Here is a 25,462-nt window from a genome sequence, read left to right on the forward strand (position 1 = left end):
GCATCTGGTGGTATGCGAGATCGTCTCGCAGTGCTTCAAGGACTCCGGCGTGGCTTGGCGATGTCATGGTTTCGCCGTCCGTTCGGCGCGTAGACGCGCGATCTCACCTTTTACGTCAAACCGAGGGCTGAACCAGACTTCACATCTGGCGGCTAGATCGCAGATGCCTCCGAGGGCGAGTTCATTATCCAAGCCGTCGAGCGAGCCTGTTTCACGCAGGCGGTCAAGGTGGCTGGCCAGCGCGATCCAGAAAGGCGAACCCCAAGTCCCGGTGGCCGTTCTGACTTCCGAGGTAGCTTCGTCGGCGACTCGCAGGAACGTGCGCTCCATCGCGTAACGGTCCGCGGCGCTGCCCGGCACGCCATCACCTCGCTCTCGCCAGTAGCGCTTGAAATCCGATCGCAGTCGTTCAGCCCGCGAGATGCTTGTATCGGCGCACCCGCCCCTGGCCATCTTGATGCTGAGCTTGCTCAGCTGAGCGGGCACGGCGAGCGGCATGTACCCCAACGGGTTGGCCAGCGCGGTTCGTATGGCGATGGCGACGTCGTGCACATCGATCGTGCGTGGGAGTAGAGCGCGTCGCACTTCGAACGCAGACGTCGCGCCACCCGAAGATGAGGACGTCACAAGTACGAGCGGAAGCGCACCGTCCGGAACTGGCCCCTGAGCGCGCATACGCACTCGGAAGAGTTGCAAGACCGCTTCCCAGACCGCCGAGGCCGGCACATCCCGCCGATCCAGTTTGTCCAGAATGGGCTGCATATACATGCTCGGCGCCGCATGTTCGGTCACCTCGCGGTGCGGCCGGCGGTCATCTATGAACAGCACGGCAAGGAACGAGCAGACTTTCTGGCCATGGGCATCGCTGACCACGCACGTCTTCGCGGTGGCCTCGGCAGGAGCCTGCCATTCCTTGGGCAAACCATCGCGATAGAGAAGCAGCTCCTTTGCAAAGCCCATCGCGACTTCGTTCACCAACGTCACCGTCGGCGCATCCAGTTCACACCCAGTGGCCTGATCGCGCAGCAACGCGGTTACCTTGGCGAGCTTGCGCGGATCTCCCGGTGCAAGCGCTGCGCAGGTCACCAGCCGGACGTTCGGCTTCTCGTCAAGCGCGAGCCAGCGGCCGAACAGATGGGCCAGGCCACCTTTGTCAACAAGCTGCTTGATTGTCGTCCACGCCCCAGACGATGGCTCGCGGTGCTTCGCCGACACCAACTCTGCATCAGGAGCGTTGAGAACCGTCCAGTCCTCGTGGTGCTCGCAGATGATGCGACCATCCGCATCTGCCGGCAGGTGGCCATCACCGTCGAGAGCGTCGGCGAACAACCGCAAGCCGTCAGCAGTAGCCATGGCCGCCTGCCAGTCGTACAGATCAGCTGTTCGCGCCCCAGCGTCATCACCTGCGGGTACGGCCACAACAACCTCTGCAGCCGTATCCATCTTCCTCCCCGCTACGACGAGTGACCACCGCAAGCCAACAGTCATATCGTCGTCGCCGCAAGATCTGTAACAGCCTCGCGCCGAGTTCGAGTAACGATCTAGGCAAGGAGCGCTACCCGGCGTTCGTTTCACATCTCCGCAGCGCCTCTAGCGGTCGGTCGTTGACCGGAAGATCGAGCGCGCCTCGACGATCATGAGGCGTTGGCGCGTTCGGTTCAGCCATACGAAGTTGCCAACCGGCAAATCGGCCTCCGGCGATCACCCAACGCCGTCCGCGTGGACGGCGAGACGTCCGATGCCAGGAAAGAAACGGCCTACCCGTGAGGCGTAGCCGCGGTAGACCTGGCCGTGGGTCCGCAGCAGGTAGGGCTCCTCTACCGCCCGGACCTGGATCTCGATCGCCGCCAGGAGCGCGACCAGTCCGGCCAGCGCGATTGGATTCGGTGCCAGCAGGGTGAGTCCCATCCCGGCGGTGATCATTGTGGAGAATATCGGGTTTCGAACGAGGGCGAACGCGTCCGCGGTGACCAGTTCGGTTGTTTCCCGCTGGTCGACGCCGATTCGCCAGGAGCTGCCCATCGTTTGCTGCGCCATCAGCGTGCCGACAATGCCAGCCAACGCAACGATCAGCCCGGCGACGTGTACCGCGGTCGTGTCGAGGACAGTCAGCGCGTCGATGACGCTTCCCAGTTGCAGCACGGGCGCGGCGAGGCCGAGCACGAGCGCCACGACGAACAGAACGCCACCCCACCATTCCACCGATCCTGGCCGGCCGCTCACGCCGTGGAAACCGGTGGATCCGGTGCGTCGGTACTGGAGCACGCTCCGCAGACCGAACGCGGTGAGGAGGAAGGTCAGGTAGAGCGCGAGGGCGACCGTGGCCATGCCATGCTCCTGTCAGGATGGAGAGAACTGTTCAGCTCTTGCTGTTATATCAGCTTCAGCTGTACTGTTCCGGGCATGCTGACGTGTGAGACGCGGGAGTCGGCCCTGGCGCGCCTCGGGCGTGCATTGGCCGACCCGACCCGTTGCCGGATCCTGGTGGCGCTATTGGACGGGGTGAGCTACCCCGGCCAGCTCGCGACCCACCTCGGGCTGACCCGCTCCAACGTGTCCAACCATCTGTCCTGTCTGCGCGGCTGCGGACTCGTCGTGGCCACCTACGAGGGACGTCAGGTCCATTACGCTCTGGCCGACGCGCACCTGGCTCGTGCCCTGAGCGAGCTGGTCAAGGTCGTGCTCGCTGTGGATACCGACCAGCCGTGCGTCGACGACGACAAGGACGAGCCGGCCACTGCCGGTCCTGGTACCCCTGCCGCGGCGGAGACAACCACGGTGGCGGTGAACAGTCGATGAGCGAGGACACCAACCGCCGGCTCGACCTGCCCTTAACCACGACAGCCCCAGAGCAAGACGGCTGCAGCAACGGATGTTGCGCCCCTGCCCTCACTCCGACGCCGGTCGATGCGGACCGCCGCACGGTGCTGTCGCGGCGAGTGCGGTTGCTAGTCGCCGCGACGATCACCTATAACGTCATCGAGGCCATCGTCGCCATCACGGCCGGCACGATCGCCTCATCGACCGCGTTGATCGGGTTTGGCCTCGATTCGGTCATCGAAGTCGCCTCAGCCGCCGCCGTGGCGTGGCAGTTCTCCAGCAAGGACCCTGAAGCCCGCGAGCGCGCCGCGCTGAAGGTGATCGCGGTGTCCTTCTTCGCCCTGGCCGCCTACGTCACCGTCGAGTCCATTCGCTCCCTGCTCGGCGCGGAGGATGCCGAGCACTCCACCGTCGGCATCGTGCTGGCCGCTGTGTCACTGCTGGTCATGCCGTTCCTCTCGTACGCGCAGCGCCGCACTGGCCGCGAGTTGGGCTCGGCCAGCGCAGTCGCGGACTCCAAGCAGACCCTGCTGTGCACCTACCTATCCGGTGTCCTGCTGGTCGGACTGCTGCTCAACTCGCTGTTCGGCTGGTCCTGGGCCGACCCGATCGTCGCCCTGGTCATCGCCGCCGTCGCGGTCAAGGAAGGCCGCGAAGCCTGGCGAGGCGAGCACTGCTGCTGACTTCCGTAGGTGGGTCGCCGTTCCGATGGCCCTCCCGCCGAGGTGATCGGCGTCGAATCCGTAGCTCTCGTCAGCTGTCCCCGCCTGCGGGGATGCATGGCGAGTCAATGCGCCCCTCTCCGCGCCGCCCCGAGCAGGACATCAATTCCCGGCAGGTCCGGCTGTCAGACCATGCTGAGTTCAAGCCGCGTCGGTGGACTCTAATTTGTCTCCTGTGCACTGCTGGTGCGGAGCAGACGTGGGACGACGCGGACGTAGATGACCATCCCGACGATCTCGACGAGGGTTTGGGTGACGATGACCACGGCGGCGACGGTGAGCGTGTCGGGCAAGGCCAGGGCAAGAGGGAGCACGACGAGTGAGTTGCGGGTGGCTCCGGTGAACACGATCGCGCGTCCGTCGGAGTGGTCGAGCCGGAACAGGCGGGCGACGGCGGCACCGAGGGCGGCCATGATGATTAGGAACGCGATGTAGAACGGGACGACACCGGCTACCGCGGGCAGGTCGTCGCCAAGTTTCGGTATCTGGGAGGCGACGACGATGAGCAGGGTCGCGACCATGAGCGGCACCATCAGCGCGTTCGCGGCGGTGGAGAAGGTCCTGCCGGCTTGTTGTCGGGCGGCCCAGGCTTGGGTGAGCCAGGCGAGAGTGAGCGGGATGACGATCAGGACGATGAATGCCTCGATGAACGGTCCGAATTCGACGATGTCGGCGAGGTCGGCGCCCATGAAGAGATACAGGAACACGGGCAGCAGCAGCATTTGCGCGAGCAGCAGCAGCGGGGTCGCTGCGAGGAGCCGGTCGCTGCTGCCGCCGGCCAGACCGCTGAACACGATGACGTAATCCACGCACGGGGTGAGCAGGACCAGCAGCACGCCGATCCGCACCGCCTGGTCGGCGGGCAACAGCCAGAACATGGCCGCGACCACCAAGGGCACGACCACGAAGTTCACCACGAGCACGGCGCCGAGGAACCGCCCGGCCCGCAGCGAGCGCGCCAGCTCTCGCGCGGGGACCTGCAGGAATGTCACATAGAGCAGAGCGCCGAGCACCGGGTTGATGGCGGCCTCGAACCACGGTCCGGCTGTCGGTGCGGCCAGCCCCACCACGACACCGGCGAGGATCGCGCCGATGTAGATCGAGACCTGGTGTTGCTCCATCCGTCCGGCCAGGTCACTTACGCCCTGCGCCACCCTCACATCCTCCTCATGCAACGATCCGTGTGTCGCGTGTTACTGGTCGGCCATCCTGCTGACGCGGTGACAATGCTCGTCACCGCGGTGGTGCCGACGAGCAGGAGCAGCCGCCGCCCTCGGAGCAGCCATGCTCCGCAGTAGCCCGTCGACGGCGGAGGCGGTGGTGGGCGCCCCAGAGCAGGCCCGCGACGGTGAACAGTGCTCCGGATACGACGAGCAGGCCGGTCGTCGCGGCGGCGACTCCGGCGGTGGTGAGCAGCCCGAGTGGGATCAGCAGCGGCAGGGCGCAGCACCCGGCGCACGCGATGACGGCCAGTAACGCCACGATCTTGCTCTTTCGCGGTGGACCCGACGTGGCCCCAGCCGCTTCCGGGACGGGCTGGACACCAGGTTCGATGGTGGGCGGGTGGCTCATGACGGGCGCTCCTTGATCGCGGCCAGCTCGATGAACGGAGGGGCAGTCGGGACAGGTGCAGTGGGTCAGGCTGTCGCAGCGGGCGTCGATGACCTGGACCAGCCCTTCGCGGATGCGGGCCAGGTCTTCCATCCGTTGGTCCACCTCGACCAGCTTGGCCCGCGCCCGGTCCTGCAAATCCGGCGTCGGATGCCGGCGGCGGCCGGTGTCGAGGAGCTCGGCGACCTCCTCAAGGGTGAACCCGAGCCGCTGCGCCGCCTTGACCACCCGCAGCAGTGCCACCGCGTCCTCGTCGTAGTCCCGGTACCCGCCCAACGAGCGACGCGGCTCGGGCAACAAACCGCGCCGCTCGTAGTACCGCAGTGTCTGCACGTTCACCCCGGCCGCCGCAGCGAGCTCACCCGACCTCATCGCACAACCCTCCGTGGAATCCCGGTCCCTCCGGCGGTCGACCTGGGACAGCTGACCAACTCATACCCGCGCGCTCCGCGCCGCCTGGGCCTGGGCCGCCAAGCCGTCGAGCACCACAACCTTGTCGGCCGGGACTCGCACGTCCACGACCACATCGCTGCCGTCGCGGTCCACGGTGAAGTCGAAGAACGAGCAGCACTCGGCCTCCCGTACCGTCAGGTCGCGGGCCTGCTCGGCGACCCGCTCGGCATCGTCGCCGCCCTGAAGACGCAGCCGCAGCCAGCCCGGCTCCTCACGCCGAAGGTCTGTCAACGACGACCGGAACAGAGTGTCGAACTCCGCGAGCCGCATCGGCTGGTCCGCGGTCGGCAGCGTGCACGCGTCCGGCACCCACCCCGCGCCTCCCACCGGAGAGGGCACCGGGGACGCCGCTGCGGTGCTCACAGGCATTGATGCGCACCCCGAGCCGCACCCGCATCCCGAACCGGCCGGCGAACCAGCGGAGTCCTGAGAGGACGAGGCGGTCTCGAACAGCGCCCGCAGGACCGGAGCAGGTTGCGCGCCTACGATCGAGGTGACCTGCTGGCCACCGTCGAGCACGAACAGCGTCGGGGTCGAGGACACCCCGAATCGCGACACCAGGCCCGGTTCCTCGTCGGCGTTGACCTTGACGAACCGCACCCCCGGCGCGAACTCCTCGGCCAGTGCGTCCAGTACGGGTGCGATCCGCCGGCAGTTCCCGCACCAGGTCGCATAGAACTCCAACACCACCGGCATCGGCGACCCCTCGACCTCCGTCGTGAATGTCGCCTCGGTGACCTCCACCGACATGCTGTCCACCTCTTCCGCGCCCGTCATCCGACCGAACAACTCCACGCTAAGGCTGTACCTAGGTACAGCGTTCAATGGGACGTACGTCACATCCACTGTGCCGGGTGCGGGTGGGGGCTCCGTCAGGTGGTCAGTCGGCGCGGGTTTGGTCGAGTGCTTGGGCGAGGTCGGCGATGAGGTCGTCGGCGTCTTCGAGGCCGACAGAGAGGCGGATCATGCTGTCGGCGATGCCGCGGCGGGCTCGGTCGGCGGGGTCGAGGCCGTGGTGGGTGGTGGTGATGGGTTGCGTGACAAGGCTTTCCGCGCCACCGAGGCTGGCGGCGATGCTGAACACTCGGAGCCGGTCGACCACGGCCGCGGTGGCGTTGGCGTCGCCGTCGACGAGGAAGCTGAGCATGCCGCCGTGGCCGCGCATCTGGGTTTTGACGATGGCGGCTTGATCGCCGGTGGCCAGGCCGGGGTAGTTGACCTTGGTCACGCGGGGATGCTCGGCCAGGTATTCGGCGACGGCGGTGGCGGCGGTGTTCTGGGCACGGACCCGGACGACGAGGGTGCGGATGCTGCGGGCGAGCAGGGATGCGATCTCGGGGGCGATGACGTGGCCGAGGTTCTTGCGCCATGCGGCGATCGGGGCGAGCAGTTCGGCGGGGCCGGCGACGGCTCCGGCGGTGAGGTCGCTGTGGCCGCCGAGGTATTTGGTGGCGGAGTGGATGACCAGGTCGGCGCCGTGGTGCAGCGGGTTCTGGTTGACCGGGGTGGCGAAGGTGTTGTCCACCACGACCAGGGCTCCGGCTTTGTGGGCGTGGGCGGTGATTGCGGCGATGTCGAAGATGTCGAGGCCAAGGTTGGACGGGGTTTCGAAGAACACGATCCGGGTGCGGTCGGTGAGGACGGCGGGTAGCCGGTCGGCTTCGCCGGCGGTGAGGAAGGTGGTCTTGATTCCGAGCCGGGGCAGGTTCTCGCCGAGTAGTTCGAAGGTGCCGCCGTAGACGTCGCCCAGGCACACGATGTGCTCGCCGGTCTTGATGTGGGACAGGAAGGTCGCGGCTTCGGCGGCCATGCCGGAGCCGAACGCGAGCGCGGTCTCGGCGTCTTCGAGGTCGGCGAGTTTGCGTTCCAGGGAGCGGATGGTGGGGTTGAGGCCGTAGCGGGTGTAGAGGTTGCCCTCCCGTCGGCCTTCGACGACGTCGAGCAGGTCGGCGGTGGAGTCGAAGGCGAAGGTGGAGTGCCCGTAGAGCGGCGGATGGATGGCGCCTTGCGGGTCGCGGACGTCTCCGGCGTGGACGCACCGGGTGGACAAGCCGGGTCGCTGTTCGGGCGTGGTGTTCACCTTCGGGTCGCTCATCAATCCCTGCTTCCTGTCGTGGTTGTGATCAGCTCGGTGGCGCGGTCGATGTCGGCGGGGGTGCTCCAGCGACCGAGAGACAGCCGCAACGCGGACAGGCTCCGTTCGGCGTCGAGGCCCATCGCGGTCAGTACAGGTGAGGGCTGGTGGTCACCGGCGTGGCACGCGGAGCCGGTCGACGCGGCGATCCCCGGTGTCGCGGCGAGCAGGCTGTGCCCGGTCACCCCGAGGATGCTGATGTTGAGCGTGTTCGGCAGCCGCGCCGCCGCGGGCCCGTTGAGTTCCACCCGGCCGGGCAGTCGCGCGGCGAGCTGGTCGTGGAGCCGGTCGCGCAGGGTCTGGATGCGCTCGTGGCCTCCTGCTGCAAGGTCGGCGGCGGCGAGGTCGGCGGCGGTGCCCAGTGCGACGGCGAGGGCGACGTTTTCGGTGCCGGCGCGCAGGCCGTGTTCCTGTCCGCCGCCGTACACCAGGGGTTCCAGTGCCAGGCCGGGTCGGATGTAGAGGGCGGCGATGCCTTTGGGGGCATACATTTTGTGCCCGACCACGGTGAGCAGGTCCACGTCGAGGGTGGTCACGTCGAGCGGGATCTTGCCGACGGTTTGGGCGGCGTCGCAGTGGAACACCGCGCCGTGGTCGTGGGTGAGGCGGGCCAGTTCCTCGATCGGTTGCAGGGCACCGGTTTCGTTGTTGGCGGCCATGATGGACACCAGCACGGTGCGGTCGGTGAACGCGGCGGCCAGCGCGGACGGGTCGACGAGCCCGTCGGCGTCAACGGGCAGGTAGGTGACCTCGGCGTCATGCCAGCGTTGCAGCGCTTGGCATGCCTGCAGGACGGCGGGGTGTTCGGTGGTCTGGGTGATCACGTGCGGCCGGTCGGTTCCGGAGGCCAGGACCACACCGCGGATGGCGAGGTTGTCGGCCTCGGAGCCGGAGCCGGTGAACACTATTCGTCCGTCTGGCGCGCTGAGCAGGGCGGCGACCTGGTCGCGTGCGTGCTCTAGTGCCGCGTGGGGCGTGGTGCCGTAGCGGTGGTCGCTGGAGGGGTTGCCGAATTCGCCGGTCAAATACGGCAGCGTCGCCTCGACGACTGTGGGATCAACGGGCGTGGTGGCGTTGTAGTCGAGGTAGATCGGGCCCTCGGCTAGTCCACTAGGGATGGTCACGGCGTGTCTTTCTCCTGTAGTGGAACGGGTTCGGCACGCTGGCCGCGCGGGTGTGTCTCGTACATGCGCGCCGCGACGATCAGGCCGGAGGCAGCGGTGATCGCGGCGACCACCCACACCGCCGCGCGGATGCCCCAGAGATCGGCGACGATCCCGGAGAGCAGGGCACCGACGGCGAACCCGCCGTCGCGCCAGAGCCGGTAGACCCCGACCGCGCGGGCCCGCCAGGCCGGATGGGCGACATCGCCGATGGTGGCCAGCAGCGTCGGATAGACCATCGCGGTACCCGCGCCCAGCAGCACCGCGGCCACCGCCCAGAGCGTGAACGTGTCGGCCAGCGCGATAAGGCTAATGCCGCGGCTTGGACGAGCATTCCGGTGGTGATGAGGTGTTTGCGGCCCCACCGGTCCGACAGCGGACCGGTGATCAGTTGTCCCAGGCCCCACACGGCCGGGTAGAGCGCGGCGAGGATTCCGATCCGGGCGACCGACAGCCCGGCCGCGGTGAACAGGATCGGGAACAGTCCCCACGCGAGGCCGTCGTTGAGGTTGTTGACCATCCCGGCCTGGCTGGCCGCGGACAGGGCGGGTTCGCGCACGCTGGTGTGGGCGAAGACCTGCCTGTTGGTCAGTTCGGAGTGCAGGTGGTCGTGGCGGCCGTCGGCGCGGGTGGTGTGCTGGGCGGCTTCCACGCGGGCGTGCTCGCGGGTCTCGCGGACCACTAGCACGGACAGCCCGAGGCCGAGCGCGACGTAGGACAGGCCGAGCAGGAACGGCGCTGGCCGCAGCCCGTAGCGGGCGGCGAGGTATCCGGTCGCCACGGCGGTGACCGCGACCGCGAGGTATCCGGCGGCCTCGTTCAGGCCCATCGCCAAGCCGCGGCGGGAGGGGCCCGCGAGGTCGATCTTCATGATCACGGTGGTGGACCAGGTAAGTCCCTGGTTGATCCCGAGCAGGACGTTGGCGGCCACGACCCAGCCCCACGAGGGCGCCCAGATCAGCATCAGCGGCACCGGAATCGCGATCAGCCATCCGGCGACGAGCACCGGTTTACGGCCGAACCGGTCCGACCACGTGCCCGCGAAGTAGTTGGTGGCGGCCTTGGTGGCGCCGAAGGCCAGCACGTAGGTCAGCAGGAACGTGTAACCGGTCAGGTGAAAGGTCTGCTCGGCCAACGGGGACAGCACGGTGCGTTCCTGCCCGAGCACACCACCGACCAGCGCGTTGACCGCGACCAGCAGGCTGAACTGGGCGAGGTTGGCGCGGATCCCCAGCCGCGGGCTTCCGATGGCGCGGCTCATGTGCCGGTCTCCAGCCGGTGGCCGGTGACGGTGGCCCAGTCGTCGGGGCCGCCGGTGAGCACGGCGAGGTCGCGGTGGCCAGCGCGTTCGAGCAGGCTGGCCGCACCCATCGCCCGCTCCCCGTGTCCGCACATCACCACCAGCGGCTCGCCGGGCACGTCCTGGGCGCGGCCGGCGAGCTCACCCAGCTCGACGTGCAGGGCGCCGGGCAGATGCCCGGCGGCGAACTCCGGTTCCTGACGGATGTCGAGGACCGGCGCGTCGACCTCGTCGGGACGCACGAGCCGAGTGCTGGTGGTGGGGTATTCGGCGGCGGTCCAGGCGTCCAGGCCGCCGGTGAGTTCTCCGGCGAGGTTGCCATAGCCGATCTTGGCGGCCTGCCACGCGATCTCCGCCGGGTCCTGATCAGGGCGGCGCACGATGATCAACGGCTGGTCGTGCGGGGCCAGCCACCCCAGCCAGGACGCGAACACCGGCCGCAGCGGGATGGACACCGCACCCGGTATGTGGGCGGCGGCGAAGTCGGCGACCGGCCGCACGTCGACCGCCGCCGCGCCCTGCGCCAGCAGCGCCCGCACCTCGGCGACGCTGAGCGGCGCGAGCGCCGGAGGCTGGTCGAGCACGGCGGGGCCGCGGCGGTTGATCTCGCCCAAGCGCAGGAAGTACGGCGGGAAGCTGCCCAGCGAGCCGAGCAGCGCGGCGACGAAGGCGTCCTCGTCGGCGGCGCGCAACAGCGGGTTGGTGGCCTTCTCCCGGCCGATAGTGCTGGTGCGTTCGGCGCCGGGCGGGGCGGAGCAGAACGAGCCGGCACCGTGGGTGGGCCACACCACCACGTCGTCCGGAAGTTCAGCAAGCCGCCGCAACGAGGCGTACTGGGCGCGGGCCAGCGCCTCGGTCTGCTCAGGCGAGACGAGGTCGGTGCGGGCCGCCGCGCCCACCAGCAGCGAGCCACCGGTGAACACCCCGACCGGCTTGTCACCATCGAGCAGCAGGAACGACAGGTGCTCGTGGGTGTGGCCCGGTGTGCCCAGTGCCCGCAGCCGCAGCCCGCCGAGGTCGACCTCGTCACCGTCGCGCAGCCCGCTGTGGGTGAACTCGCGGTGTCCGGCGGCCGAGGCGAGTACCTGCGTGCCCTCGGTCGCGGACAGCTGGCGGGCGCCGGAGAGGAAGTCCGCGTGCAGATGGGTGTCGGCGGCGAACGCCACCGTCAACCCGCGGCGCCGGGCGAGGCGCGAGGACTCCCGCAGGTCGAGGCTGACGTCGACCACCATCGCCCGGCCATCACCGAGGTCGAGCAGGTAGGCGGAATTGCCCAGTCCCTCGTCAACGAGCGGGACGATGTCGATCGTGCTCACCTGGCACCTCCGTCGCTTCGCGGGCGGGTTGGTTCCCGCATGAGACTGTTCTACACTATTCCAAGGATGATTGGAGAATCATGGGTGATCGGGACGCGAAGACGGCGTTGTTCGAGCAGTTCGCCCGCGTGGGGAAGGCCCTGGGCAGTGGCAAACGGCTGGAATTGCTGGACCTGCTGGCACAGGGTGAGCGCACGGTCGAGTCGCTGGCACGGGCCGCCGAACTCGGGCTGACCACGGCCTCGGCGCACCTGCAAACCCTCAAGCAGGCCAACTTGGTGACGACCCGCCGTGACGGCACCAAGATCTACTACCGGCTCGCCGGAGATGACGTCGCCGCGCTGTACGCGCTCGTCCAGGCCGTGGCCGTCGAGCACCTCGTCGACGTGGAGGCCGCACGCGCCGTCTATCTCGGGCCAGAGACCGAGGAGGTCACACGCGAGGAGCTGCTGCGACGGGTCCATTCCGGCGGCGCCACCGTGATCGACGTGCGTCCGCGCGAGGAGTACACCGCCGGGCACATCCCCGGCGCGGTGTCGATTCCACTGGAGGATCTCGCCGAGCGCTTGGCTGAACTTCCCCTCGATCAGGAGATCGTCGCCTACTGCCGCGGCGCCTACTGCGTGTTCGCCCACGACGCGGTCCGCCTGCTCACCGCAGCCGGTCGCCCGGCTCGCCGGTTGGCCGACGGCATGCTCGAATGGCGCTTGGCCGACCTACCGGTGGCAACCTGACCAAGATTTTCAGGCGCGGTGTCGAATCGGGCGCGTTGTCAGTCGTCTCCTGAGCAAGGAGACGTTGAGCTGGCTGTATCGCGCCATCGCTCTACACACCACGTGGCCGGCTCCGAGGCCGCACTGACTGATCTGTCCACATTGGATGATGCACTGGACCATTGCCACCGCTATCACGCCACCCGCGCAGAGCCGCTGCGCGAGCTCGGCCACTCCGGGCAGGCCCAGGCCGCCGAGCGCCGCGCGCTGGAGCTGACCGCCCACCCGATCGATCAATCCCTGTTGCGGCAACGCATCTCGACAGCTAGCTACCCTCCGTCGCTGGTTTGACGGCCGCGACCCGCTCCACCATGCCGGCCTTGAGCCGCTCCTGTCGTTGGATGATCAACCCGGCCTCCTCGACCAGCGGCAGTGGACGACGGGTTTGGTAGTCGCCCAGCATCCGCACGGTCAACTTCTCCAGCAACCATTGCCCAGCCCGGATCAGGCGGTGGTGGCTGCCGACGTGGTCGAGCAGCAAGAGCGTCCCGTCGGGACGCAGGACCCGGTGCATCTCGGTGATCGCTGCCCGCTCGTCGGGGAATCCGCACAGCCCGAGGGTGCACACCACGGTGTCGAACGAGGCGTCCGGGAACGGCAACGCCTGCGCGTCGCCCTCGCGCAGGTCGATCTCGTGGCCCAGCTCGGCCGCGCGAGTGCGGGCGATCTCCAGCATGGCGGGGCTGAAGTCGATCCCGGTCAACCGCACCGCGTCCGGATAGAACGCCAGGTTCAGACCGGTGCCCACCGCCACGTCCAGCACATCGCCGTGGGCCTGCGAGCACACCCATTCCCGACCGCCGCCGAACTGCACCCGCTCGACGAACCCGATATCGCGGTCATACCGCGGCGCGTACTTGTCCCACTTCTCCCGTAACCGGTCAACGCTCAGTGCCTTACTCATCGCCTTGTCCCTTCGTCGATACCAGTCCGTGGGTGAGCAGCCCGGCGAGCGTGGCGGCCACGACCTCCGGCGGCGGCAGCTCGCGATCATCTGGATCAACACGGGCGGGATCCCAGTGCAAGTGCACCGCCCACAACACGCAGGTCTCCAAGATCGTGCGCGCCACCACGGGCGCCGGCCCCGGCAGACGCACTGCCCTGCTGGCCGCGCGACGCGTCAGATACTCGGTCAGCACGGCGACCTGTCCTGCCCGGCCGACCCCGAACCACACCTCGCCGAGATCCGGCAGCTCCGGCGCGCACCGGTCGACCAGCTTGATACTCACCCGATGCCGCGCCAGCCGCCGGTACAGATCGATGATGATCTCGGTCAGCTCCTCGGCGATCGGCACCCGCCGACGCCCAGCCACCGCCTGCACCAGCCGCAGTTCGGCCACCTCGCCGCGGAGCCGATCGGCCACCAGCGCCGCCACCTCGCCCGCCACGGGGGTCGGCACCGGCAACTCGGCCAACTCGGGCAGCGGGTCCACACCGTCGGCGTAGCGCACCGCGGCGGCCAGCAACGCGGCCTTGCTCTCCACGTATCCGTACACGGTGCCCTTTGCCACCCCCAACCGGTCGGCGACATCCTGCATCTGCGTGCGTTGGAAACCTTGCGCGATGAACGTCTCAGCCGCTGCCGAAACCAGGCGCGGGAAGAACTCCGCCGACCGAACCCTGGGCATCTCGCAACAATAACTGACCGACCCGGTCAGTCAAGGCTGGAGCAGTTACCACTGCACCGGGAGTGCGGTCAGTCCACCGGTCAGCACGTCGCGCCGCATGGTCAACTCCTCCACATCGACGGCCAGCCGCAAGGTCGGGAACCGTGCGGCGAGTTGGGAGAACACCACCTGGAGCTCGATGCGGGCCAGTGGCGCGCCGATGCAGTACCGCGCGCCGTGCCCGAAGGTGAGGTGCGCGGCGGCCGAGCGCGTGATGTCCATCCGGTCCGGATCAGCAAAGACGGCCGGGTCGTGGTTGGCCGCGCCGTTGTCCAGCAGCACCAACTCGCCTGCCCGGATGATAACTCCGTCGATCTCCAGGTCGGTCCGGGCGTAGCGGGGAATCCCGCCGCCCCCCTTGCCGGCGCCCGCAACATCTCCTCGACCGCGTTCGGCACCAGGGCCGGGTCGTTCACCAAGCTCTGCCACTGCTCAGGGTTGGTCAGCAACGCCAGTGCGCCCAGGCCGATCTGGACCACCGTGGTCTCGTGTCCGGCGAACAGCAACGCCATAGACATCCCCGCGGCCTCGACGTCGGAGACGCCCTCGGTCGCGCACAGTCGGGAGATGACGTCGTCAGCGGGCTCGGTCCGCTTGCGGGCGACCAGCTTCTGGCCGTACGCGAACAGCTCACCCAACCCCTGTTCCGACCGGGCGCGATCGCGGACGTTGGCGGCGTCGGCGGTCCAGGCGCGGAACTGGTCACGGTCCTCGTAGGGCACGCCGAGCAGCTCGCAGATCACCAGGATCGGCAGCGGCACCGCCACCGCGGCCTGCAGATCCGCGGGATGCCCGTGCTCGGCCAACTCGTCCAGCAGTAGCGCGGTCAGGGCCTCGACCCTGGGGCGCAGGGCACGCAGGTGCTTGGGCGAGAAGTGCGGCTGCAGCAGCGACCGCATCCGGGCGTGGTCGCTCTTCTCGGTGGCGAAGTTGCCCAGCGGCCCGCCGAACAACGCCGACTCCCCGGTCCGCGCCGCGGTCTCCGGTGCCGGATGGGCGCGGCCCAGCCGGTCGTCGTCCAGCAGCCGCCGCACCTGCGCATGACCGGTGACCAGCCACGCCTCGTCCCCCACCGCGGTGCGAACCCGGTGGACCGGACCCTGGGACTGCAACTCCCGCAGCCGGGGCGCGACCCGCAACGGATCTACCTGCTCGAACGGCAACTGAACCGTGGCGCTCATCGCGACCTCCATCATTACACAGCACTTGTACAAGACGACTTCAACAACGTACTTGTATAGTCTGCCTTTAACAAGAGGAGGTTGATGCGATGGCAGCCGCCCGACAATCCACGCAGCCCGCGTCGGAAAGTCAGCCGGAACGTGTCCGGCGTATGCCCCGCGCAGAGCGGCGCGAGCAGATACTCGACGCGGCCACCCGCGCGTTCGCCCGCACCGGGTTCACCGCCACCGGCCTCGACGACATCGCAGCGGAGGCCGGCGTCACGCATGTAATCCTCTACCGACACTTCGCGTCGAAGAACGACCTGTACCGAGCGGTGCTGGACCGCGCCTGCACCCGACTCGGCGACGCCGTCGGGACCGAGACCTACGACGAGGGCAGCATTCCCGCGCTGCTGCGCGCCGCCGCGGCCGACCCTGAAGGATTCCGGCTGCTGTTCCGCCATGCGGTCAGGGAGTCAGAGTTCCGCGATGTGATCGACCGGATCCGGTTGGCCTCGACCGAAATCGCCCACCGCCACCTCGCCGACACGATCCCGGACGGCCCCTGGCAGAACTGGGCGGCCCGACTGATCCCCACCCTCACCCTCGAAGCCGTCATCGCCTGGCTCGACACCGGCCAACCCGACCCCGACCACGCCGCCAACCGCATCGGGCAGGCCATCCAGGGCGTGATCCAAGCTGCTCAGACCGGCTGAACACACAGTGGACCGTCCAGCAACTGCCTCACCGCGCGTTCGCGCTCGACCGCGGCACGTTGCCAGACTGCCTACTGGTCCGGCTCGACATCACCTATCCCTCGGCATCGGGTGATCGGTCCGAGTCCGGGTGCTCTGAGAGCTGATCGACAACCAGCGTGATCAGCTCTTCCAGGCTCTGAGGGCCGGTCGCGGCGATACTGGCCCCGGCGGTGACCGGTTCGTCCGGGCGCTCGGTGGGCGCGAACAGGGACGGCAGCGGCGGCCACCTCAACGTGGCCAGCAGCATGACGATGTCGGGGTCGCTGGTTGATCCAGGCTCGATGGTTTCGCACCGGCGCAAAACCGCGTTCAACTCCGTGACGATGGGCGTCAGGGCCATTCGGTCATGGCCTGCGAGCACCTCACCCGTGTCAGAGTCGATCGCGCGGAACGGGGCCGGCTGTTGCGTGAACTCCTCCTCGGCCAGGTCTGCCCACGACTGCGGGATGCGCTGGTCGCGGACAAGGTCGTCGATGCGTTCGTCGAAGTGATCGGCGGAATCCCGGACCTTCCTGTCCCGGAGGGCTGAGGTGTCGCTGATCATAAGCTCTGTTCGCAGTCGATCGGCGCGGAAGCGACGCCAACGGGACTTGAGATCGGCTCCCTCGGCTCTGACGGGCCACAACAGCTTGCTGATGATGGCGGTCGCGGTGAGGAACGACTGGACCGCCGGCCACGCCTCGACACGCCGCTGCGGATCCCGGCTGAGACTGAGAGCCTGTTGCACCGCGGCCAGGGCATAACTCGCCTGCCGCACGATCTCGGCGACGTAGAACCGCCGGGCTCCCGATGCCCAGCGCAGCTCCCAGTCATCGCTCACTCGATCATTGTGTCCCGTCGACGACGTAGGCGTTGGCCATCCAGGCCAGGCGTGAGCGGCCCGTCATGTTGCCCGTCGCTCCCTCGGCGTAGGTCTCGATAGCGGGTGACGGCGTGTGCGCCCGGAGTCCGTACCCACAGTGGAGCGCCGATGAGGATGCGGTCGACGTCTGGGCTGATGCCGCCGTCGCGGTCAAAGGTCCACCGGTCTTTGTCGAGTACGACGTCGCTGTAGATCTGTGCGAACCACTCGGATTCGGTCGCGTGGCCGAGCGTGAAGCCTCGTGTCCAGGGCTTGTCCTCGTGTTCGTTCCAGGTTCCGGTTACGCCCTGCTCGGTCGCGATCTTCAGGGCCTCGACCGCGAGGGACTCCGGGTCGTCCCACTGTGAATTGTTGATCGTTCCTCGGCTCTGGATGTAGAGAGCAATCGTCCGAGCCGCGGAGGACGACCATCCTTCCGGTGGTTGGTCGGAGCCGCCGACGTAGTCGGCGGTGTTCTGCAGGCTGCCGAACATGCACACGTCGACGCGGGCACCGGTGCTGCTGCGAGTGCTGGTGTGCATCACGACGCCCTGTCGCTTCTCGACACCGCCCGTGAACTGGGCGAAGTCGACACGGCCGACGCCCTTGGCGAACGCTGCCGGCGGCGGGGTGACGAAGTCCTCGACTGCGTGGTCGCCGATCGCCGTTTCGATTCGGCGCGCTACTTCAGCACGGTCTAGCGTGCGCGCCTCCTGCGCAAATTCGAGCCCACCGATCAAGGGAATCGACGCCGTCTTGGCCTTCCAACTCACGCGCCGTTCGAGGGCGATGCCGTTTGCAGACGCGATGTCCCGGATACGGCGATCCGACCAGTACGCGTAACTCCGGATCACACCTAGCTCGCCCATGAGCAGGCCCCTCCAAGCGCCAATTCGTCGAAGCGGTCCCGTCGGGGCCAGCACGCTCGAAGCCTAGCGGTGTCGCGCGTAACGCCAGGTCGAGCAGGTACGACGCCTGTTGGTAGCTGAACGGCGGAGGTGATGGCGTGGGTGGCGAGGCCGACGAGCTCGCGGTTTTGTTGGCAGCGTGGCGTGAGGACATCAACAGCGTTCCGGCGCCGGTCATGCTTGTGTTGGAAGCCGCGCTCACGCTCCACGCCGACTTGCTTGTTCTGTCCGCGGTTCCTTCCAAGCGCTCCCACCGGTTCCGGGCGAAGCGCTCGCGTCGCCTGTGCTCTGCTGGCCGCCGCTGCCCTTGGCCTTCTCGTCCTCCACGGCGACGCTGACTGCCAACCCCCGCTGGGGCCACCAGCTTCACGGGTTTGGGCAACGGAGAGTCAGGCGGAGTAACGCTCGGCGAGCCGGTCGAAGAACGCTGCAAGCCGTTGCCCAGTGGCTGGAGTATCGGTGAGCTCGGCGCCGCCGAAGCGGTAGACCTCATAGCCGTGCAGTCGTAGTTCACGGTCCTCGGCCACCATCTCGGCGTACCGACGGGGGTCCGCGTGCCCGTTCTCGTCGGCGTAGTGCTGCTTACCGTCGCACTCGATGACGATGCGGATCCGCTGTGGCAGCAGCAGGAGGAAGTCCATGCGCTGGCGGGCCAGAGGTGGTGTGCCAGGGGCGTGGTGCGCTCGGGTGTATGGGTCGTAATGCAGGTACACCTGCGGGATCAGCGCCGGGATGCTGTCGCCGAGCCGGACGTATCGGTCAGCGTATGTGCGCAGTATTCGTCGCTCCGCGTGGTTGTCACCAAGCGAGCGGTCCAGCCGTCGGTACAGGCTGAGCGAGACCTCACGGGCCGGTGCGTCGGTTAGCCCCTCGCGGTCGGCCCACCAGCTGGTCAGTTCGGCCCAGGTGAGGCCCTGCGCGCCCAGCGGCCGGTCGTAAACGAGACAGAACTGCTCGTTCTTGACGACGAGGACGTCGTTGTTGAGGGCGTCGCTGAACACGATCTCCGGCTTGGGTCCGTCGGCCGCGAAGATCAGGTTCTTCAGTTCGCCGGCTACGCCGTACGTACCGGATGCATCGAGCAACGGCTGTAGGTGCTCGGCGTCGTACTCGGCCGCGACGCGGTGGGCAAGCTTGGTCAAGTCCGTCAGTGACAGGCCCTGTAGCCGGCCCTCGACGTAGCTGCGCTTGCTGTTGAACGGCTCGGGGCTGCCTTCGCGGGCAGGTTTCATGCCGAGCGCGTCACAGGCCGCTTCCAGGTGGTGGGCCTTGACGCACTCCCAGAGCGTTTCGGCGATGGCCGAGCGCAGCCTCATCGGGGTGGCGATCATGCCGCTCCACCGCGTGCGTCAAACCTGGCCGCGCCCACCTGAGCACGTCGGGTTCGCTGGTTGACCATCACATCACGGTAGCGCGGTGGGCCGACAGTAGATCTCTGAGCAGCGCAGTGTCCGAAGCGCACGCCCGGATCTACTCGATCACCGCAGTACTCGCAAGCTCGTCGTCGACCGCCTTGCGTTCTGCCAGCTGGGAACTTCACTCGCGCTTTCGCAACACGTTGAAGGGCACGAATTGGTCGACCAGGTGCAGCTTGTCGCGACGGCCGTCGGCGTAGCCGATCTCGTAGTTGACGATCCCGTACCAGTCGCCCTCGATACTGGGGAAACGGCCGTGAAGCCGTCCGGGGACCACGCCCGTCAAGTCCAGGCCGGTCTCGATGACGTGCCGCGGTGCGTCGGCTGGCCGGGGGAAGAGGATGTCCAGGTTGACCCATACCGAGGTGAGCACTGGTCTGCGTCCGTGGAGGTCGTCGCCTTCCCACTGAGTGAACGGGCTGTTGATCACGGCATCATCGGCCTACCTCGTGCCGGCCACCGTTCGCACGCGGCGCAGAATCAGATCGCCATACGGCTCGTCGTCCAGCTCGGCGCGGTCCGGGCTGGGGCCGCTGCTGGACAGGCGCCAGGTCGCGTCGGCTCCGGGTGTCGCCGCACAAACAGGGCAGTCGATGCGGACTTCGTCCTCGACCGCTATCGCCCTGCTGACGCCTGGGATGACGAGGTGCCGGCCACCTTTGCAGGTGGCTGGAAGGACGGCGATCGTCGTGCCGGTGTAGTCGACCCGGTAGCGCAGCGCGCCGTCCAGTGAGGCGGGTGGAGGCGACGAACTCATGTCGAGCAAACTACCACCGCGCTCGCACATATGTTCGACTGTGGTGGGATCCGGCGAGTCACGTATCGGCTGGTGATGGGATGCCACTCGGCCGGGTGAACCGTGCCGCCGCTGATGTCGTGCTCACGCGTGGTGCCGCCTCACGGACGCCTCACCAGCGCCTCCTTGCCGCTCTGGTGCAGATCTTGATATCGCCGGTCTAATCGCCCACACGAATCGACCCGGCCGGTGCGGCTGGTGCGGATGAACCGCAGGTCACGGCTATCGGGTCGACCAGGCGCATGGCGCGAGTCGGCTCGTGGTGACGAGGCGGGGTGGGGAGAACGTCACGGTGATGGCGACGCATGAGAGCGCGTCCGGTCTTGAGCAACAGGTAGACCCCGACGCGCCGTCGCTGTCCCGGATCTACGACTACCTGCTCAGCGGTGGGCACAACTTCGCGGCCGACCGCGCCGTGGCCGACAAGATCACCACGCTGGTGCCTGGGTATGACGTATTCGTCCGCGAGAGCCGCACCTTCGTCCGCCGCGCAGTCCTTCACATGCTCACGACCGGAATCGAGCAGTTCCTCGACCTGGGTGCGGGCATGTTCAGCGCCCACCCCGTGCACCATCTCGCCCAGGCTGAACGTCCTGACGTCCGCGTCGTCTACGTCGATCGCGACCCCATAGCCATCGCCGGTCTCGGTCTGATCGTCCATGCGGACGATCCGAGCACCGGGGTGATCGAGGCCGACCTGCGGCACGTTGACGAGGTGCTCGACCATGCCGTGACCACTCGGCTGCTCGATCTGACTCGCCCGGTGGGCGTGGTGGCCGGGTCGGTGTTGCATTGCCTGCCCGACGCCGAGGATCCGGCCGCCGCATTGGCCAGGTACCACGAGCGGCTGGCACCCGGCTCGCTGTTGGCCGCCTCACACGCCGACGGCATCGTCCTCGGGCTGAAGTCGGCCGCTGCGGTCGAGGACTGTCTCGCCAGGGCCGGGATCACGCTCGTCCACCGAAGCCGGCGGCAGTTCGCCGACCTGCTGGGACCGTGGCAACCACACCCGGACGGCGTGGCGCCGATCGGGTTGTGGCGACCGGACGGGCTCACCCTGCCCGTACGCGAGTGCCTGTGGGGCAACGCCGTGCTCGCCGACCGCCGTTCCGAGCCCGCGGAGCGAGCATGAACGAGGCCGAGCACATCAACACCGTGTCCGGATCGGTCCACGGCCAGGTGCTGCAAGCCCGCACGGTAACCGCCGAAACCATCGTCCTGCACGCTCCCGAGCACCGAGTGCCGGTGCCCCGGCAGCTTCCGCCGCCCGCGCACACCTGGGTCGACCGCGCAGATGAATTGGAGTGGCTGGACCGTCTGCTCACCACGGCGGGCCCGACCCGCGTGGTGGTGACCGGCCTGGGTGGGGTCGGCAAGACCGGCTTGGCGGTGCGCTGGCTCGACGGACACCACGAGCGCCACCCCGACGGCGTGCTGCACGTCGACCTCAACGGCTGGAGCGGCCACCCGCCACCGGCCACCGCGCAGGTCCTCGCCGGATGGCTCCGCACGCTCGGCGTCGCCGCCGACGACCTGCCGGGCGAGGTGGCCGAGCTGGTCGCGCTGTACCGGACGGTCACCTCGGACAAGGCGGTGGCCATGCTGGTCGACAACACCCGCTCCGCCGAGCAGGTGCAGGCCCTGGTACCTGCCACGGCGCGCGGCACGATCCTGGTCACCAGCCGCAATCGGCTCGCCGAGCTGGCCATCGCGGGCTTCCGCCACCTCGACCTCGACTGCTTCCCGGCCGCCACCGGCGCCGCGCTCCTGACCGGCCTACTCGACGAGGACCGACAGCCCATCGGCGAGGAGCTGCTGCATGCGCTGGCCACCCGCTGTCACGGGCACCCGTTGGTCTTAACCATCGCCGGGGCCCATCTCGCCGCCTACCCCCGGCGCGACCCGGCGCGCCTGATCACCCGCCTGACCCACCTCGCCGAGGCGTCCACTGGCGCTTTGGACCCGCACGAGCTGTCCGTTGAAGGAGTGCTGCAGATGAGCTACGAGGACCTCGACGCCACCACCGCCCGGCTCTACCGCGGCCTGGCCGAGCATCCCGGCGTCGAGTTCACCGCCGAGCCGCTCGCGGCCGGGCTCGACGTGCCGGTCGCCGAGGTCGGCCGCGGGCTCGGGCGGCTGGTGGAGGCGAACCTCGTCACCGAGACTGGAGACGAGCGCTACCGGCTGCACGACGTCCTGCGAGAGCACGTGCAAACCCTGGCAGGCCAGGATGACCAGGCCAAGCGGCTTGCGGTGCGCCGCCGGATGATCGAGTGGTACCTGCGGCGCGCGGCGGCGGCCGACAAGATCATCAATCCTTTCCCTCGCCGGTTCAGCCCCGTCTACACCGGTCTGGACACCGGCGTGTTCGCAGCGAAGGCCGCCCTGGAATGGGCCGAGACCGAACGCGCCAACCTTCTCGCCGCTCAACAGGTCGCCGCCGACCAGGGCTGGACGGAGCTGGTGTATCAGTTCGGCGAGGTCCTGTGGAACCCGCTGCGCCCCAACTACACCGCCGGTGAGTTGGTGAGCTCGCAGTTCCTCGGGGCCAATGCCGCGGCCGACGCCGGGCACATCCTGGAGGTCGTCTGCCGCACCCGCCAGGCTTCGGCGAGACCAACCTCGGCCACCACGAGGCCGCCGTCGCCATCTGCACGATTGCCGTAGAGCGCGCCGCCGAAGTCGGCGACCCGTGGCTGCACTCCGGCGCGCTGTCCACCCGCGCCCGCGCCCACCTCAAGGCCGACGACCCGCACGCCGCCCTCCCTGACCTCGAACATGCCCTCGAAATCGCCGAGGGGATGAGCGACGCCCGCAGCATCGCGCTGCGGCACCGCCGCCTCGGCGAAACTGCCCTGCACCCCAAGGTCGCCGACGCCCCGCTCGCACTCCACCACCTGCGGCTGGCGGCGAGCATGTTCACCGGCATCGGCGATGACATCGGCCACGCCCGCACCGTCCTGCACCTGGCACGGGCCCTGACCCTGAACGGGCAAGCCGCCGAGGCAGTGTCGGAGCTCGCCGCGATCGAGCAGGCCGTGCGCGACTACGGCTCGGTCGGCTACTTGGCCGACCTATGCACCGTGCTCGGCGAGGTCCACGCCGCGCTCGGCGACACCGCCGAGGCCCACCGCCGCTACGGCCAGGCCATCGACTACTACACCGCCGCCGGCCCCGGCGCCGACAAGAGCAAGGCCACCGTCATCGCCCGGCGCGACGCCCTCGACTCCGACCAACCGACCGCCTGAACGCGAAGAGGAGCGAACGGCATGGCAGCACACACCACGGCCAAGGGACGCCGGATCACCGGCGAGGCCCGCACCAAGATGGCCGCTGACCTGAAGAAGAAGTACGAAAAGGGCGCCAGCATCCGTGCGCTGGCCGAGGCCACCGACCGCTCGTACGGCTTCGTGCACCGAATCCTGTCGGAGTTCGGTGTGGTGCTGCGTGGACGCGGCGGCGCTACCCGGACCAAGCCCAAAGCCTCATAGCCCAGCGACAGCGGGCACGAGAACGGCTCGCGACACCAGCCCATCCGATACGCGAGCGGAGATCATGATGCCCAGACGGGTCTTGCGGGGCTACCGCCTGGGAACGCACACTGGCGAACCGGATTGCGATGCGCGGCCGGCGCCGCGGATTCAAGTCCGCTTCGCGTGCCGAAGAGGACACGAGTTCACCGTGCCATTCTCGACAGACGCCGAGATACCCGCCGTCTGGAGATGCCCACGACACGGCGTCGAACATTGCCTCCGCATCAATGAAGACTCCGCCTGGCAACCGCCCAAGGGAAAGCCTCCACGCACGCACTACGTCATGCTCTTGGAACGACGCAGCATCGCCGATCTTGAAGTCCTCGTCGACCAGGCGCTGGCGGGCATCCTCCTGCAGCGCCGATCACCTTACGGTCGCGTGCCCATCGGCGACCGAACCTACGGTTTCCGGTTCGAGCCATGACCGCCGGCCCGAGAAGGCGTAACAGGCAGGCTGGCTCTGATGTTTTCGAGCCGACTACCTCGGAGCATGCGAGGTATCGAGCCCGAGGGCGCCTCGCCTCATCATCGACGTGCAGGTCGCGGTCTACGGCTTGGGCTGGCCGGTGCCGGAGTTACGAGCCGGTGAGCCGCGCAGTTCCGTGACGCGCTCGCGGAATGGTGCGCCGACCGGCCCGCGCAAATGCCGACCCACGGGCACCTCTTTGTGTTCACAGTTTCCTTCGCTATGCCCCCAGGTGTTCATACACATGTTTGCTCGATACGGGCCGCGCCAGTACCGGTGGCGATAGTGAGGCGAGCGGCGGCTGTTGTCCGACGTGTCGTGGTCGGCGTTGTCCTCTCCGTCGTCGGGAGGCAGGTCTTCGGTCCTGAACCGCGGGTGTACCCGGACGATGTTCACGTCGATCGTCGCGATGATGCCGGCTCGGACGTCGCCTCGGGTCACTGATCGCGGAGCTGCGATCACATCGGTCTGGGTCAGCGGTTTCTTGACTTTGTGGTCGAGCAATTGCCATAGGCCGTAGACGGTCTGGACCCACCCGGCGCAGTGGTTCGCGTCGGGTTCGGGGAGCAGTTCACCGAACTGGAGGGTCGCGGTGAAGGTAGCGAGTACCGGCATCGGGCTCATCCGGGCCGAGACAGTGCGGACATGGTCGGCGAAGTAGCCCGCGCTGTAGCAGGTCTTTGTCGCTGCCCACTGGGCGACGAACGTGTCCGGGGGCAGGCCGTCCCATTGGGGCGGCCGATTTGGGGTGTAGAACGACAGTTGGACCCGGTCCTCGTGCGGCGGTGGCAGGCGTGACCAGCTGATGGCGACGATTGGGGCCTCGACGTAACCGGAGACGTCGTAGAGCCAGGGGGCTGGTGTCCATCCTGAGCCTGGCAGGTCTTGCGCACGCGCGGCGTCATAGAGGGCGCCGCCGATGCAGCTCTCGAACAGCATGAAGCCGGTCATGCTGGGCATTCGGTCCGGGCTGGCGGGTTCGGTGGACGGGGTGGACGAGTAGGTCACGGCCATCTCGATCGCCTCGTGGTCGACCCACGTCAGGCTCGCGTTCTTGAGGCGGCCGGCTTCATCGCGGGCGTATCGGCGTACTTCCCGATCCTCGCTCTCCACCGCGGCGGCTCGCGCGACCTGGCCTGTTCGTCCTTGCTGGGCGCCCTCGGCCGCGATGGTGGTGTAGTGCTCGTGAAGCCGCCGGCGGAGGAAGGGAAGCTGCTCGGAAGACGGAGCGACCCACGGCGCGGGTTGGAAGATCGAAGCGTCCGGGATCGGGTCGGGAATCGTGAGGCCATCGGTTGCCGGGTGCATGAAACGGACTCCAGCCAAGGTCGCGGCGGCGCTGGTCACAGGCGGCGCAGTGCGTGCAGCACGCGGTCGAGAAGCGCCAGGTGCTCGTCGTCGGGCCGCGGTCCCTCCAGCGCGGCCCGACGCGCGGCGGCCCGTTCCTCGTCGAGGTCCAGCGGAAGCGCGGACGGCCCCGTGGCGGGCAGTTGTCCAAGGCTGGGGAGGTACTCGGTGAGTGGTGAGCAATTGTCAAGACCTGTGGATGAGGATCTTTTAGGCGGCTGCGGATTGGGTGTGGTCGTCCGGTCGTTCGACGAGTTTTCCGTTCTCGAACTGCGC

Annotated in this window: 30 protein-coding genes and 1 pseudogene; 13 read left to right on the forward strand and 18 right to left on the reverse strand. The window is 68.2% G+C overall.

The window, feature by feature from the left end; genetic code table 11:
* Nucleotides 1-63 precede the first annotated feature (63 nt).
* Nucleotides 64-1,443: a hypothetical protein gene (locus tag BJF85_RS14555; protein ID WP_139320634.1), complete on the reverse strand. Its 1,380-nt coding sequence runs from the start codon at nt 1,441-1,443 to the stop codon at nt 64-66.
* A gap of 258 nt (nt 1,444-1,701) precedes the next feature.
* Complete coding sequence (locus tag BJF85_RS14560; protein WP_075848179.1) at nt 1,702-2,328, reverse strand: isoprenylcysteine carboxylmethyltransferase family protein; 627 nt, start codon at nt 2,326-2,328, stop codon at nt 1,702-1,704.
* Nucleotides 2,329-2,403: 75 nt separating this feature from the next.
* Between BJF85_RS14560 and BJF85_RS14565 the strand changes: the two genes are divergently transcribed.
* On the forward strand, nt 2,404-2,799 hold the full coding sequence (locus BJF85_RS14565) for a helix-turn-helix transcriptional regulator (protein WP_075848181.1): 396 nt from the start codon (nt 2,404-2,406) through the stop codon (nt 2,797-2,799).
* Nucleotides 2,796-3,503 (forward strand): cation transporter, encoded by a 708-nt coding sequence (locus tag BJF85_RS14570; protein ID WP_187346920.1) that lies wholly within the window; start codon nt 2,796-2,798, stop codon nt 3,501-3,503. Before BJF85_RS14565 ends, BJF85_RS14570 begins: the two co-directional genes overlap by 4 nt.
* A 200-nt stretch (nt 3,504-3,703) precedes the next feature.
* Here the strand turns inward: BJF85_RS14570 and BJF85_RS14575 are convergent, their stop codons facing one another.
* From BJF85_RS14575 to BJF85_RS14610, 7 genes and pseudogenes are all read right to left on the reverse strand, one after another.
* Nucleotides 3,704-4,663 (reverse strand): arsenic resistance protein, encoded by a 960-nt coding sequence (locus BJF85_RS14575; protein ID WP_139320642.1) that lies wholly within the window; start codon nt 4,661-4,663, stop codon nt 3,704-3,706.
* Between the two features lie 112 nt (nt 4,664-4,775).
* Nucleotides 4,776-5,525, reverse strand: coding sequence for a MerR family transcriptional regulator (locus BJF85_RS14580; protein ID WP_075848185.1), 750 nt, complete (start codon nt 5,523-5,525; stop codon nt 4,776-4,778).
* A gap of 60 nt (nt 5,526-5,585) precedes the next feature.
* Nucleotides 5,586-6,356 (reverse strand): co-chaperone YbbN, encoded by a 771-nt coding sequence (locus tag BJF85_RS28990; protein ID WP_222844561.1) that lies wholly within the window; start codon nt 6,354-6,356, stop codon nt 5,586-5,588.
* Nucleotides 6,357-6,486: 130 nt separating this feature from the next.
* Nucleotides 6,487-7,701, reverse strand: coding sequence for a PLP-dependent aspartate aminotransferase family protein (locus BJF85_RS14595; protein ID WP_075848187.1), 1,215 nt, complete (start codon nt 7,699-7,701; stop codon nt 6,487-6,489).
* Nucleotides 7,701-8,864, reverse strand: coding sequence for a cysteine desulfurase family protein (locus BJF85_RS14600; RefSeq protein WP_075848189.1), 1,164 nt, complete (start codon nt 8,862-8,864; stop codon nt 7,701-7,703). The genes BJF85_RS14595 and BJF85_RS14600 overlap by 1 nt, the downstream gene beginning before the upstream one ends.
* Nucleotides 8,861-10,164 (reverse strand): annotated as a pseudogene (locus BJF85_RS14605) (MFS transporter). The gene BJF85_RS14600 and the pseudogene BJF85_RS14605 overlap by 4 nt, the downstream one beginning before the upstream one ends.
* Entirely contained in the window at nt 10,161-11,519 is a 1,359-nt protein-coding gene (locus BJF85_RS14610; protein ID WP_075848191.1) for a rhodanese-like domain-containing protein, read from the reverse strand. Before BJF85_RS14610 ends, BJF85_RS14605 begins: the two are co-directional and overlap by 4 nt.
* Nucleotides 11,520-11,599: 80 nt before the next feature.
* Between BJF85_RS14610 and BJF85_RS14615 the strand changes: the two genes are divergently transcribed.
* Nucleotides 11,600-12,253, forward strand: coding sequence for a metalloregulator ArsR/SmtB family transcription factor (locus BJF85_RS14615; protein WP_075848193.1), 654 nt, complete (start codon nt 11,600-11,602; stop codon nt 12,251-12,253).
* A 102-nt stretch (nt 12,254-12,355) separates the two neighbouring features.
* On the forward strand, nt 12,356-12,583 hold the full coding sequence (locus BJF85_RS27370; RefSeq protein ID WP_139320635.1) for a hypothetical protein: 228 nt from the start codon (nt 12,356-12,358) through the stop codon (nt 12,581-12,583).
* On the opposite strand, the gene BJF85_RS14625 is transcribed toward BJF85_RS27370, so the two are convergent.
* Genes BJF85_RS14625 through BJF85_RS31465 form a run of 3 tightly spaced genes read right to left on the reverse strand, consistent with a single transcriptional unit; the run spans nt 12,558 to nt 14,388 of the window.
* A complete protein-coding gene (locus BJF85_RS14625; protein ID WP_075848197.1) occupies nt 12,558-13,196 on the reverse strand; it encodes a class I SAM-dependent methyltransferase in 639 nt (212 codons plus the stop codon). The two genes, BJF85_RS27370 and BJF85_RS14625, sit on opposite strands and share 26 nt — an antisense overlap.
* Nucleotides 13,189-13,920: a TetR/AcrR family transcriptional regulator gene (locus tag BJF85_RS14630; protein ID WP_075848199.1), complete on the reverse strand. Its 732-nt coding sequence runs from the start codon at nt 13,918-13,920 to the stop codon at nt 13,189-13,191. Before BJF85_RS14630 ends, BJF85_RS14625 begins: the two co-directional genes overlap by 8 nt.
* Nucleotides 13,921-13,965: 45 nt before the next feature.
* The gene (locus tag BJF85_RS31465) at nt 13,966-14,388 is read right to left on the reverse strand and encodes a cytochrome P450 (protein WP_369822177.1); all 423 of its coding nucleotides are present in this window, start codon (nt 14,386-14,388) and stop codon (nt 13,966-13,968) included.
* Nucleotides 14,389-14,447: 59 nt separating this feature from the next.
* On the opposite strand from BJF85_RS31465, the gene BJF85_RS31470 reads away from it, so the two are divergent.
* The 3 genes from BJF85_RS31470 to BJF85_RS14640 all read left to right on the forward strand — a co-directional run bounded on the left by BJF85_RS31470 (nt 14,448) and on the right by BJF85_RS14640 (nt 15,838).
* Complete coding sequence (locus BJF85_RS31470) at nt 14,448-14,780, forward strand: hypothetical protein (RefSeq protein WP_369822178.1); 333 nt, start codon at nt 14,448-14,450, stop codon at nt 14,778-14,780.
* Between the two features lie 171 nt (nt 14,781-14,951).
* Nucleotides 14,952-15,200: a hypothetical protein gene (locus BJF85_RS31475; protein ID WP_369822179.1), complete on the forward strand. Its 249-nt coding sequence runs from the start codon at nt 14,952-14,954 to the stop codon at nt 15,198-15,200.
* A gap of 92 nt (nt 15,201-15,292) precedes the next feature.
* Nucleotides 15,293-15,838, forward strand: a complete 546-nt coding sequence (locus tag BJF85_RS14640; protein ID WP_255375643.1) for a TetR/AcrR family transcriptional regulator — start codon at nt 15,293-15,295, stop codon at nt 15,836-15,838.
* Nucleotides 15,839-15,932: 94 nt separating this feature from the next.
* Here BJF85_RS14640 and BJF85_RS14645 read toward each other — a convergent pair whose 3' ends face one another.
* From BJF85_RS14645 to BJF85_RS14665, 5 genes are all read right to left on the reverse strand, one after another.
* Nucleotides 15,933-16,637, reverse strand: a complete 705-nt coding sequence (locus tag BJF85_RS14645) for a hypothetical protein (RefSeq protein ID WP_139320636.1) — start codon at nt 16,635-16,637, stop codon at nt 15,933-15,935.
* Between the two features lie 59 nt (nt 16,638-16,696).
* Nucleotides 16,697-17,644, reverse strand: coding sequence for a hypothetical protein (locus BJF85_RS14650; protein WP_139320637.1), 948 nt, complete (start codon nt 17,642-17,644; stop codon nt 16,697-16,699).
* 374 nt (nt 17,645-18,018) lie between these two features.
* Nucleotides 18,019-18,960 (reverse strand): hypothetical protein, encoded by a 942-nt coding sequence (locus BJF85_RS14655; RefSeq protein WP_075848207.1) that lies wholly within the window; start codon nt 18,958-18,960, stop codon nt 18,019-18,021.
* A 205-nt stretch (nt 18,961-19,165) separates the two neighbouring features.
* Nucleotides 19,166-19,474, reverse strand: coding sequence for a hypothetical protein (locus BJF85_RS14660; RefSeq protein ID WP_075848209.1), 309 nt, complete (start codon nt 19,472-19,474; stop codon nt 19,166-19,168).
* 12 nt (nt 19,475-19,486) lie between these two features.
* A complete protein-coding gene (locus BJF85_RS14665; RefSeq protein WP_139320638.1) occupies nt 19,487-19,801 on the reverse strand; it encodes a hypothetical protein in 315 nt (104 codons plus the stop codon).
* 334 nt (nt 19,802-20,135) lie between these two features.
* Between BJF85_RS14665 and BJF85_RS14670 the strand changes: the two genes are divergently transcribed.
* The 5 genes from BJF85_RS14670 to BJF85_RS14690 all read left to right on the forward strand — a co-directional run bounded on the left by BJF85_RS14670 (nt 20,136) and on the right by BJF85_RS14690 (nt 23,797).
* Complete coding sequence (locus tag BJF85_RS14670) at nt 20,136-20,972, forward strand: SAM-dependent methyltransferase (protein ID WP_075848213.1); 837 nt, start codon at nt 20,136-20,138, stop codon at nt 20,970-20,972.
* Nucleotides 20,969-22,507, forward strand: coding sequence for a hypothetical protein (locus tag BJF85_RS14675; protein ID WP_075848215.1), 1,539 nt, complete (start codon nt 20,969-20,971; stop codon nt 22,505-22,507). Before BJF85_RS14670 ends, BJF85_RS14675 begins: the two co-directional genes overlap by 4 nt.
* A 134-nt stretch (nt 22,508-22,641) precedes the next feature.
* Nucleotides 22,642-23,088 carry a hypothetical protein gene (locus tag BJF85_RS14680; RefSeq protein ID WP_075848217.1) on the forward strand — a complete coding sequence of 149 codons (447 nt, stop codon included), beginning with the start codon at nt 22,642-22,644 and terminating at the stop codon, nt 23,086-23,088.
* Nucleotides 23,089-23,109: 21 nt separating this feature from the next.
* Nucleotides 23,110-23,331: a helix-turn-helix domain-containing protein gene (locus BJF85_RS14685; RefSeq protein WP_075848219.1), complete on the forward strand. Its 222-nt coding sequence runs from the start codon at nt 23,110-23,112 to the stop codon at nt 23,329-23,331.
* Between the two features lie 67 nt (nt 23,332-23,398).
* Entirely contained in the window at nt 23,399-23,797 is a 399-nt protein-coding gene (locus BJF85_RS14690) for an RNA polymerase-binding protein RbpA (RefSeq protein WP_075848243.1), read from the forward strand.
* A 123-nt stretch (nt 23,798-23,920) separates the two neighbouring features.
* On the opposite strand, the gene BJF85_RS14695 is transcribed toward BJF85_RS14690, so the two are convergent.
* Nucleotides 23,921-25,186 carry a hypothetical protein gene (locus BJF85_RS14695; protein ID WP_139320639.1) on the reverse strand — a complete coding sequence of 422 codons (1,266 nt, stop codon included), beginning with the start codon at nt 25,184-25,186 and terminating at the stop codon, nt 23,921-23,923.
* A gap of 14 nt (nt 25,187-25,200) precedes the next feature.
* On the opposite strand from BJF85_RS14695, the gene BJF85_RS28030 reads away from it, so the two are divergent.
* The gene (locus BJF85_RS28030) at nt 25,201-25,365 is read left to right on the forward strand and encodes a hypothetical protein (RefSeq protein WP_158056953.1); all 165 of its coding nucleotides are present in this window, start codon (nt 25,201-25,203) and stop codon (nt 25,363-25,365) included.
* The last annotated feature ends 97 nt before the right edge of the window (nt 25,366-25,462 follow it).

Origin of the sequence: Saccharomonospora sp. CUA-673, assembly GCF_001942305.1 — a bacterium.
In the GTDB taxonomy this organism is placed as follows: Bacteria; Actinomycetota; Actinomycetes; order Mycobacteriales; family Pseudonocardiaceae; genus Prauserella.

Excerpts from the sequence above, each read along its gene's own strand:
- BJF85_RS14555 (WP_139320634.1), bottom strand. The coding sequence starts at position 1,443 with ATGGATACGGCTGCAGAGGTTGTTGTGGCCGTACCCGCAGGTGATGAC.
- BJF85_RS14560 (WP_075848179.1), bottom strand. The coding sequence starts at position 2,328 with ATGGCCACGGTCGCCCTCGCGCTCTACCTGACCTTCCTCCTCACCGCG.
- BJF85_RS14565 (WP_075848181.1), top strand. The coding sequence starts at position 2,404 with ATGCTGACGTGTGAGACGCGGGAGTCGGCCCTGGCGCGCCTCGGGCGT.
- BJF85_RS14570 (WP_187346920.1), top strand. The coding sequence starts at position 2,796 with ATGAGCGAGGACACCAACCGCCGGCTCGACCTGCCCTTAACCACGACA.
- BJF85_RS14575 (WP_139320642.1), bottom strand. The coding sequence starts at position 4,663 with ATGGAGCAACACCAGGTCTCGATCTACATCGGCGCGATCCTCGCCGGT.
- BJF85_RS14580 (WP_075848185.1), bottom strand. The coding sequence starts at position 5,525 with ATGAGGTCGGGTGAGCTCGCTGCGGCGGCCGGGGTGAACGTGCAGACA.
- BJF85_RS28990 (WP_222844561.1), bottom strand. The coding sequence starts at position 6,356 with ATGTCGGTGGAGGTCACCGAGGCGACATTCACGACGGAGGTCGAGGGG.
- BJF85_RS14595 (WP_075848187.1), bottom strand. The coding sequence starts at position 7,701 with ATGAGCGACCCGAAGGTGAACACCACGCCCGAACAGCGACCCGGCTTG.
- BJF85_RS14615 (WP_075848193.1), top strand. The coding sequence starts at position 11,600 with ATGGGTGATCGGGACGCGAAGACGGCGTTGTTCGAGCAGTTCGCCCGC.
- BJF85_RS14625 (WP_075848197.1), bottom strand. The coding sequence starts at position 13,196 with ATGAGTAAGGCACTGAGCGTTGACCGGTTACGGGAGAAGTGGGACAAG.
- BJF85_RS14630 (WP_075848199.1), bottom strand. The coding sequence starts at position 13,920 with ATGCCCAGGGTTCGGTCGGCGGAGTTCTTCCCGCGCCTGGTTTCGGCA.
- BJF85_RS31475 (WP_369822179.1), top strand. The coding sequence starts at position 14,952 with ATGGGCGCGGCCCAGCCGGTCGTCGTCCAGCAGCCGCCGCACCTGCGC.
- BJF85_RS14640 (WP_255375643.1), top strand. The coding sequence starts at position 15,293 with ATGCCCCGCGCAGAGCGGCGCGAGCAGATACTCGACGCGGCCACCCGC.
- BJF85_RS14655 (WP_075848207.1), bottom strand. The coding sequence starts at position 18,960 with ATGATCGCCACCCCGATGAGGCTGCGCTCGGCCATCGCCGAAACGCTC.
- BJF85_RS14665 (WP_139320638.1), bottom strand. The coding sequence starts at position 19,801 with ATGAGTTCGTCGCCTCCACCCGCCTCACTGGACGGCGCGCTGCGCTAC.
- BJF85_RS14670 (WP_075848213.1), top strand. The coding sequence starts at position 20,136 with ATGGCGACGCATGAGAGCGCGTCCGGTCTTGAGCAACAGGTAGACCCC.
- BJF85_RS14675 (WP_075848215.1), top strand. The coding sequence starts at position 20,969 with ATGAACGAGGCCGAGCACATCAACACCGTGTCCGGATCGGTCCACGGC.
- BJF85_RS14680 (WP_075848217.1), top strand. The coding sequence starts at position 22,642 with ATGAGCGACGCCCGCAGCATCGCGCTGCGGCACCGCCGCCTCGGCGAA.
- BJF85_RS14685 (WP_075848219.1), top strand. The coding sequence starts at position 23,110 with ATGGCAGCACACACCACGGCCAAGGGACGCCGGATCACCGGCGAGGCC.
- BJF85_RS14690 (WP_075848243.1), top strand. The coding sequence starts at position 23,399 with ATGCCCAGACGGGTCTTGCGGGGCTACCGCCTGGGAACGCACACTGGC.